Annotated in this window: 9 protein-coding genes; 4 read left to right on the forward strand and 5 right to left on the reverse strand. The window is 73.7% G+C overall.

The genetic code is table 11. The features are described from left to right. Positions 1 to 106: 106 nt before the first annotated feature. Positions 107 to 1,078, reverse strand: a complete 972-nt coding sequence (locus tag AB0I76_RS16845; RefSeq protein WP_357035751.1) for a stage II sporulation protein M — start codon at positions 1,076 to 1,078, stop codon at positions 107 to 109. Positions 1,079 to 1,119: 41 nt separating this feature from the next. Here AB0I76_RS16845 and AB0I76_RS16850 point away from each other — a divergent pair, with 41 nt between their 5' ends. From AB0I76_RS16850 to AB0I76_RS16865, 4 genes are all read left to right on the forward strand, one after another. After that, on the forward strand, positions 1,120 to 2,133 hold the full coding sequence (locus AB0I76_RS16850; protein ID WP_357035754.1) for an RDD family protein: 1,014 nt from the start codon (positions 1,120 to 1,122) through the stop codon (positions 2,131 to 2,133). A 103-nt stretch (positions 2,134 to 2,236) separates the two neighbouring features. Further along, entirely contained in the window at positions 2,237 to 2,683 is a 447-nt protein-coding gene (locus tag AB0I76_RS16855; protein ID WP_357035757.1) for a hypothetical protein, read from the forward strand. Next, a complete protein-coding gene (locus AB0I76_RS16860) occupies positions 2,680 to 3,552 on the forward strand; it encodes a tetratricopeptide repeat protein (protein WP_357035760.1) in 873 nt (290 codons plus the stop codon). The genes AB0I76_RS16855 and AB0I76_RS16860 overlap by 4 nt, the downstream gene beginning before the upstream one ends. Continuing rightward, positions 3,549 to 3,707 carry a hypothetical protein gene (locus tag AB0I76_RS16865; RefSeq protein ID WP_357035763.1) on the forward strand — a complete coding sequence of 53 codons (159 nt, stop codon included), beginning with the start codon at positions 3,549 to 3,551 and terminating at the stop codon, positions 3,705 to 3,707. Before AB0I76_RS16860 ends, AB0I76_RS16865 begins: the two co-directional genes overlap by 4 nt. 91 nt (positions 3,708 to 3,798) lie before the next feature. Here AB0I76_RS16865 and ahcY read toward each other — a convergent pair whose 3' ends face one another. The 4 genes from ahcY to AB0I76_RS16885 form a co-directional block, all read right to left on the reverse strand. Then, positions 3,799 to 5,295 carry an adenosylhomocysteinase gene (ahcY, locus tag AB0I76_RS16870; protein WP_357035766.1) on the reverse strand — a complete coding sequence of 499 codons (1,497 nt, stop codon included), beginning with the start codon at positions 5,293 to 5,295 and terminating at the stop codon, positions 3,799 to 3,801. A gap of 300 nt (positions 5,296 to 5,595) precedes the next feature. Next, a complete protein-coding gene (gene manA / locus AB0I76_RS16875; RefSeq protein ID WP_357035770.1) occupies positions 5,596 to 6,759 on the reverse strand; it encodes a mannose-6-phosphate isomerase, class I in 1,164 nt (387 codons plus the stop codon). A 3-nt stretch (positions 6,760 to 6,762) separates the two neighbouring features. Then, positions 6,763 to 7,764, reverse strand: coding sequence for a cation diffusion facilitator family transporter (locus AB0I76_RS16880; protein ID WP_357035773.1), 1,002 nt, complete (start codon positions 7,762 to 7,764; stop codon positions 6,763 to 6,765). Continuing rightward, the coding region (locus tag AB0I76_RS16885) for an SIS domain-containing protein (protein ID WP_357035776.1) at positions 7,761 to 8,561 on the reverse strand (801 nt) is incomplete at its 5' end. The genes AB0I76_RS16880 and AB0I76_RS16885, both read right to left, overlap by 4 nt.

An 8,561-nucleotide genomic window follows, 5' to 3' on the forward strand; every position in this document is an offset into this window, starting at 1 on the left:
GCCGAGCGGGACCGGGTGCGGGCGGCACTGGCCCGGCACGGCGTGACGGTCGTCGACGCTCCCGCCGGCCACCTGGCCCCCGCGGTCGCCGACGCCTACCTGCGGCTCAAGTCCCAGGGCCGCCTCTGACCGCGTCCCCGGTCACGGTGCCGCAGCGGCCGAGGAGCACCACGTACGCCAGGAAGGCCAGCCAGACCGCGGCGCCGACGGCCACCCGGAACGGGACCGGGAGGGGCGCCGGGGTCACGAAGGCCTCGATGCCGGCGGCGACGGCGAACACCCCGACCAGCCCCAGGGCGACCAGGACCGCCTCGCGGCCCGCCCGGGCGACCGCCTGCCCCCGGGTCAGGTCGGCCGGCGGCGAGATCCACGCCCAGCCCGTCCGCAGGCCCACCCCGGCGGCCACGAACACCCCGGTCAGCTCCAGCAGGCCGTGCGGGGTGATCAGGCCGAAAAAGACGTCCGAGCGGCCGTAGGCGACCATCACCCCGCCGACCACGGCGATGTTGAGCGCGTTCTGCCAGAGCAGGTAGAGCACCGGGACGATCAGCACGCCGGCGGCCAGGCACTGCGCGGCCAGCCAGGCGTTGTGCGTCCACAGGTGGAACGCGAAGGTCGGCGCCGCGAACTCGGTGTAGTAGCCGGCGAAGCCCGAGTCGACCAGATCCGCCGCCGCCTCCTCGCCGATGAAGGCCGACGCGGTGTCCGGGTTGCCGGCGACGTAGCCCATGAGGAAGAAGCTGAGCAGGCTGAACCCGGTCGCCACGCCGCACCACCACGGCCAGGCGCGGTAGACGGCCGACGGGAAGCCGACGGTCGCGAACCGCGCGACCGCGGCCCAGGACGGCCGGCGGCGGTCGGTGAGCCGGGACCGGGCCCGCAGCACCACCTGGGAGAGCTGGCCGACCAGGGCCGGGTCGGGGCAGCGGCTGCGCAGCACCGAGAGCTGGGTGGTGGCCCGCTGGTAGAGGGCGATCAGCTCGTCGATCTCCCCGGCGTCGAGCCGGGCGCGGCCGGTGAGTACCTCCAGCCGCCGCCACTCGCCGCCGTGCTCCGCGACGTACGCGTCCAGATCCACTGCTCACCCCCGTCCGGGCGATCATAGTGTTCACTGTCCGGGTGACCACCCCACCGCGTCCCCCGGCCCGGCCCACCTCGTGGGGCGACGCCGGGCTGGTCAGCGGGGAGGCCGTGGAGCTCGACGTGCGTGCCGCGCGGCTCGGTTCCCGGGTCCTCGCGCTCCTGATCGACGTACCGGTCCAGTTGGCCGTCGCCCTCGCGCTGTCGATGGTGGCGGGGCTGGCGTTCACCGTGCTGCCCGTCGGCCTGGTCGACGGCGCGCTGGCCGGTGGCCTCGGCACGGTCGGCCTGGTCGTCGTGCTGGTCGGCTACCCGGTGCTGTGCGAGCGGTTCAACCAGGGACGGACGGTGGGCAAGGTGGCCGTCGGGTTGCGGGTGGTCAGCGTGGACGGCGCGCCGGTGGGCGTACGGCAGTCGCTGACCCGGGCCCTGGTCGGCGTCGCCGTGGAGTGGCCGGGGCTGGTGCTGCCCCTGCTGAGCTGGGTGGCCGGGGTGACGGTGATGCTGAGCGACCGCCGGGGCCGCCGTCTCGGTGACCTGGTGGCGGGGACGCTCGTGGTGCACACCCGTACCGCGACGCCCTGGCGGCCGGTCCCCACCGCGGTGCCGGCGCTGGTCGGGTGGGCGTACACGGCGGACCTGAGCCGGCTGGACGACGGCCTGGCGCTGGCCGCGCGGCAGTACCTGGCCCGCGTACACCAGTTCGCGGAGCCGGCGCGGACGCGGCTGGCGCACGGCCTCTGGACGGAGGTCGCGGCGGTGGTCACGCCGCTGCCCCCGGCGGGGATGTCCGAGACCGTCTACCTGGCGGCGGTCCTCGGGGAGCGGCACCGCCGCGACGGGCACCGGCTCGGTCGTGGCCGGGCGGTCGCGGCCACCCTGTGGCCGGAGCTGACCCCGGGGCCGGCGGTGCCCGCCCCCGAGGTCACCACCGCCCCGGCCGTCACCACCGCCGGTCCCGTCCGCCCGGCCACACCCGCCGGCCCACCGGCGCCGCGCGCGGCCACCCCCGGCCTTCCGTCGGTACGCCCCGAGGTCGCCGACCGGCGCTGACCGGCTTCCTCCGGTTCGCGGGAGCCGTCACGTGGATCCCCACGGCAGCACGCCGCTGTGGCAGGATCCGGCACGCCCCCGACACCGCCTGACAGGACCGCGCGTGGCCGACGACCTCTTCACCCCCACCATCGCCCCACCGCCGTACCAGCCCGCCCGCCCGCCGTGGCGGGTCCAGTCCCTGCTCTACCCGGCGGTCTTCGGCGGCCCCACCGCGGTCACCGTGCTGGCCGCGCTCAACGGTCGACGCCTGGGCCTGCCCCGGTCGGCGCTGCTGACCGTGCTCGCCGCCGGGCTGGCCGGCCTGGTCGCGCGGGTGGGTGTCAGCCTCGCGCTCTTCGACGCGGACAGTGGGCGCCCCAGCCGGCTGATCGGCGCACTGGCCGGCGGACTGGTCTGGGCGGCCGTCGCCGCCGTCCAGAAGCGGCCGTTCCGCGCGTACGAGCTGCGCGGTGGGGAGCCGGCGTCGCTGTGGGGGCCGGGCATCGCCGCGGTGCTGGTGTGCGGCCTCGCCGAGGCGGTCCTGATCGGGGCGCTGATGGCGGCATGAGCACCGCCCACGACCAGTTTGCGCGCGTCGCCCACCTCCTCGAGGTGAACCGGCCCGAGCAGGCGCTGGAGGAGCTGGGCCGCCTCCCCGCCGGGCTGTCCACCGAGGTCGCCGCGTTCCGGCTGCGGGCCGCCGCGCTGACCGACCTCGACCGCTGGGACGACGTCGTCGCCGTCGCGCGACAGGGTCTGGCCGAGGCCGGCCCGGACGCGGAGCTGCTCGGCCGGCTGGGCCTGGCGCTGCGGCACCGCGGGGCGTACGCCGACGCCGAACGGGCGCTGCTCGATGCGCTCGCCCGCACGCCGAACAACCCCTGGCTGCTCTGCCAGTACGCCGACCTCTGCACCGCCGTCGGCCAGACCGACAAGGCCGAGAAGCTCGTCGCCCGCGCGGCGGCGATCGTCCCGGACCTCCCGTCGGTCTACGCCTCGCGCTTCCAGCTCGCGTACGCCCGGGGCGACGACCGGGCGGCGGAGACCGTCGCGGAGGAGTTCCTCGCGGCGTGGCCGACGCACCCGGTGGCCCTGGCGCTGCACGGTCACGCCGCCGCCCTGCGCGGCCGGATGGGCACCGCCCACCGCTCCTTCCGCCAGGCGGTGGCGCACGACCCCACCGACGCCGACTACGCCGAGGCGGCCTGGGAGTCCCGGGTGCACGCCCACCCGCTGCTGGTGCCGCTGCGCCCGCTGCACCGGTTCGGCGTGTTCCGCACCTGGCTCGTCGCGGTCGCGGTCATCGTCCTGCTCAACCTGGCCGGTCTGGACCTGCTCGCGGGCCTGTTCGCCCTGTCCTGGTTCCTTTTCTGCGTGTGGTCGTGGATCGCCCCGCCGCTGGTCCGCCGGCTCGTACGCCGACGGTGGCGGGCGTGAGGGCGTTCGGGCCGTGGCTGGCCGTCCTCGCGGTGGTGCTGCTGCTCAGCGCGCTCCGGCTGCGGACGCTCGCCGCGGCGGTGTCCCTTGCCTGGCTCGCCTGGTGCGTCTGGACCTGGGTCCGACCGACCGGGCGACGTCCCCGCTCCGACTGACCGTGCCCGGCCGGCGACCCCGCCGCGACGACCACACACGACAGCGGGCCGCCGCTGGTGACAGCGGCGGCCCGGTTGACGTCGTGCGGGATCAGTAGCGGTAGTGCTCCGGCTTGAACGGGCCCTCCACGGCGACGCCGAGGTAGGCGGCCTGCTCCTTGGTCAGCTCGGTCAGCCTGGCGCCGAGGGCGGCCAGGTGCAGGCGGGCGACCTTCTCGTCCAGAGCCTTGGGCAGCACGTACACGCCGGTCGGGTACTCGTCGGTCTTCGTGTACAGCTCGATCTGGGCGATCGTCTGGTTGGCGAACGAGTTCGACATCACGAAGCTCGGGTGGCCGGTGGCGTTGCCCAGGTTCAGCAGGCGACCCTCGGACAGCACGATGATCGCGTGGCCGTCGTCGAACTTCCACAGGTCCACCTGCGGCTTGATGTTCTCCCGGGTCACGTCGCCGCGCTTGGCCAGGCCGGCCATGTCGATCTCGTTGTCGAAGTGGCCGATGTTGCCGACGATGGCCTGGTGCTTCATCCGCGCCATGTGCTCGTTGGTGATGACGTCGAAGCAGCCGGTCGCGGTGATGAAGATGTCGGCGGTCTCGACCACGTCGTCCAGGGTGGCGACCTGGTAGCCGTCCATCGCCGCCTGGAGGGCGCAGATCGGGTCGACCTCGGTCACGACGACCCGGGCGCCCTGGCCACGCAGCGACTCAGCGCAGCCCTTGCCCACGTCGCCGTAGCCGAGCACGACGGCCATCTTGCCGCCGATCAGCACGTCGGTGGCCCGGTTGATGCCGTCGATGAGCGAGTGGCGGCAGCCGTACTTGTTGTCGAACTTGCTCTTCGTCACCGAGTCGTTGACGTTGATCGCCGGGAACAGCAGCGTGCCGGCCCGGTGCATCTCGTAGAGCCGGTGCACGCCGGTGGTGGTCTCCTCGGTCACGCCCTTGATGGTCGAGGCGATCCGCGTCCAGCGCTGGCCGTCCTCGGCCAGGGAGCGCTGTAGGACGCCCAGGATGACCGCGTACTCCTCGGAGTCGGCGGACTCCACCGGCGGCACGACGCCGGCCTTCTCGAACTCCACGCCCTTGTGCACGAGCAGGGTGGCGTCACCGCCGTCGTCGAGGATCATGTTCGGGCCCTGCCCGTCGGGCCAGTCGAGCACCCGCTCGGTGCACCACCAGTACTCCTCGAGGCTCTCGCCCTTCCACGCGTACACCGGCACACCGGCCGGGGCGTCGGGGGTGCCGTCGGCGCCGACGACGACCGCGGCGGCGGCGTGGTCCTGGGTGGAGAAGATGTTGCAGGACGCCCATCGCACCTGCGCGCCCAACGCGACCAGGGTCTCGATCAGCACGGCGGTCTGGATGGTCATGTGCAGCGAACCGGTGATCCGCGCACCGGCGAGGGGCTGAGCGTCGGCGAACTCACGACGGATCGCCATCAGGCCGGGCATCTCGTGCTCGGCGAGCCGGATCTCCTTACGGCCGAACTCGGCGAGCGACAGATCCGCCACCTTGTAGTCGCCCTCGGCGAGAGTGCTCGGCCGGACCTCGGGCGTACCGCTGGCGGACGCCGGGAGGGTGCTGGTCATGGAAGCTCCTGTCGGACGATGTGCAGCGCAACCATCCACCTTACGCTCGCGCGCCGACGGACGGATGTCCGGTACGTGGACAGCGCACGGGGCGGTCGGTGGTGGACGGAGTTCCCGTCCATCGGCCGCCGCCCCGTGCATCCCCCCGGTTTGGTTCCCCCGCGCGCTCTCGAGACCGTCGTCGCGATAACGCTGCGCACTCATAGAGTCACACTGTGCTGAACTCGCGTCAAGTCATTTCCGAAAAGTCGGACTTGGCGGGGGTGAGCGCGGGGCCGGCGTGTCGAGCGGGCATGATCGTCAGGAGGAGCCGCAGGTGGCGAGGTACGCCTCACCGGCGCCGACGAAGCGCAGCGGCCCCCCGGCGGCGGCGCCGACCGCGGCATGTCCGGGCACCAGCGACACCGCGCCCGCCCCGTCGTCGACGGTGACCGTGCCGGTGCAGCACAGCACCACCCGGGGCCCGGGCGGCGACAGTGTCACCTCGGGCAGCTCGCTGCCCACCGTCACCCGGTGCAGCGCGAAGTCGTCCACCGGCACCGGCCAGCAGACCACCCCCGGCACCACCGGCCGGGGCCGCACCACCGGGTCGTGGAGCACCTCGAACCGCAGCACCCGCAGCAGCTCGTCCACGTCGATCCGCTTCGGGGTCAACCCGCCGCGCAGCACGTTGTCGCTGGCCGCCATGATCTCCACACCGGTCCCACGCAGGTAGGCGTGCAGGTTCCCGGCGGGCATCCAGATCGCCTCGCCGCGCACCAGGCGTACCCGGTTGAGCAACAACGCCACCAGCACGCCGGGATCGGCGGGATAGGCGGCCGCCAGCTCCGCGGCCAGCGCGGCGTCCGGACCGGCGACCGGCGCGGACGCCACAGCCTTCACCAGCCTGTCCCGCTCCTCGGCGGGCCAGGTCAGCAGCAGGCGTACGGCGTCACGCAGGCCCGCCGTACCGGTGCGCAGCGCGGCCACGACCGGCTCCAACGCCGGTACGCCGAACGCGGCGAGCACCGCCGCCGCCTCCCCCGGCTCCCGGAAGCCGCAGAGCGCCTCCATCGGCGACAGCGCGACGAGCAGCTCCGGCTTGTGGTGCGGGTCGACGTAGTTGCGTTCGGCATGCGGCCGGTCCGCGTCCGCGGCGTGTCCGGCGCGGGCCTGCTCCGGATCGGGGTGGGCCTGGAGGCTCAGCGGCGCGTCCGCGGCGAGCACCTTGAGCAGGAACGGCAGCCGGGTGCCGAAACGGCCGACCACCTGCTCGCCGAGCCAGTGCCCCGGCTCGGCGAGCAGCAGGTCGGTCAACGCCACCCGGCCGCCGCCGCGGTCGACCGTGGCCGGGGCGCCCGGATGGGCGCCCAGCCACAGCTCGGCCTCCGGCTCGTCACTCGGCACCGGGCGGCCCTGCAACTCGGCGATGGCCGAGCGGGACCCCCAGGCGTAGTTCCGGACCGGTCCGTACAGCGGTTCCACGAATCAGCTCCCGTGCCGCCCGGCCACCCTGCCCGACTCGGACTCCGGCACCGCGGTGGTCGCGGCGCTGCCGCTGCCGGCCCGCTCCGCGGCGGCGCTGTAGATGTCCGGCTCCAGGTAGATGACCCGCGCGGCCGGGACGGCGGCCCGGATCCGGGCCTCGACGGCGTTGATGCCCCGGGCCAGCTCCTCGGCGCTGTCGCAGGCCGGCACGCCGATCTTCGCGGCCACCATCAGCTCCTCGGGACCGAGGTAGAGCGTCTTCATGTGGATGATCCGCTCGACCTCCGGGCCGTCCGTGACGGCCTTCTCGATCGCAGCCACGTCGTGCGCCTCGGCGCCCTCGCCCAGCAGCAGGCTCTTGGTCTCGATGGCGAGGATGATCGCGATGACGACCAGCAGGACACCGATCATCGCGGTGCCGATCGCGTCCCACTCGCCGTTGCCGGTGATCAGCGTAAGGCTGACGCCGAAGAGGGCGAAGACGAGACCGACCAGCGCGCCCAGGTCCTCCAGGAGCACGACCGGCAGCTCGGGGGCCTTGGCCCGGCGTACGAAATGCACCCAGGACTGGTTGCCCCGGATCCGGTTGGACTCCACGATCGCGGTCCGGAAGGAGAAAGACTCCATGATGATCGCCGCCACCAGCACGGTCACCGGCACCCACTGCCACTCGGTGATGCCCTCCGGGTGCGACCACTTGTGGTACGCCTCGTAGAGCGCGAACAGGCCGCCGACGCTGAACAGCACGATGGACACGATGAACGCGTAGATGTACCGCTCACGGCCGTAGCCGAACGGGTGCTGGGGGGTCGCCTCCCGCTTGGCCCGCTTGCCGCCGAGCAGCAGCAGACCCTGGTTGCCCGAGTCGGCCACCGAGTGGATCGACTCGGCCAGCATCGACGACGAGCCCGTCAGCAGGAACGCGATGAACTTGGTGATGGCGATGCCGACGTTGGCCAGCAGGGCGGCGACGATCGCCTTCGTCCCGCCATTAGCACTCACTGGTTCGACAGCTCCTTCATCTCGGTGATGGCCGGAACGGCCATCGGGTCCAGGCCGTGTGCCAGGGCGAGGTAGACCGATGCGAAGTCCGGCACGGCGATCAGCGAGGCGAGCCGCTCCAGCGCGGAGCCGCCCTCGGCGGTCACCACGTCGCAGCGCACCCCCCGCCGCTCGGCCAGGGTCTGCACCGCGTCCGCGCGGCGCTCCTCGACCGCGAGCGGCTCGTCGCTGTCGTCCTCGGCGTTCAGACCGCCGTCCCGCAGCAGCACCAGTCGCAGCCGGGTGCCACTCGGGGCCTCCTCGTCGGCGTCGGCGAAGATGTCCCGCTCCCCCTCGACCAGGCCGCCGAACACGCCGTCGAGCAGGCCGACCCGGCCTCGGCCGGCCTCGCCGAGCGCGCCGGAGACCACCGGGTAGCGGGCGTTGGCCGACAGGGTGTCGCCGAAGCGGCGGGCCGCGACGGTGGCCAGCGGGGACGAGCCCCAGACGATCGGGACCGACCCGGCCAGGCCGAGCGCGAGCGACTTCGCCGGGTTGACGAAGGACTCCGCCGTCGGGCGGCAGCGGTCGGCTTCCGCGTCGAGACGCGCCGCCGTCTCCGCCAGATCCGCCTCGTTCACCTTCACGAGGCCGAGCGTACGGGCGGCGAGCAGAACCGGCACGGTGAGCGCCCACAGGCTGGCCCGGGCCGGTGCACGCCGGGGCACCGGGATGAACGGCGCGCGAGCGCGCTCGGCGACCGACTGCAACTGGGAATCCGGTGCGCCCACGGCGACCAGCCGGGCGCCCCGGCGGTG

Source organism: Micromonospora sp. NPDC049799 (assembly GCF_040656655.1).
In the GTDB taxonomy this organism is placed as follows: domain Bacteria; phylum Actinomycetota; class Actinomycetes; order Mycobacteriales; family Micromonosporaceae; genus Micromonospora.

Excerpts from the sequence above, each read along its gene's own strand:
- AB0I76_RS16860 (WP_357035760.1), top strand. The coding sequence starts at position 2,680 with ATGAGCACCGCCCACGACCAGTTTGCGCGCGTCGCCCACCTCCTCGAG.
- ahcY (WP_357035766.1), bottom strand. The coding sequence starts at position 5,295 with ATGACCAGCACCCTCCCGGCGTCCGCCAGCGGTACGCCCGAGGTCCGG.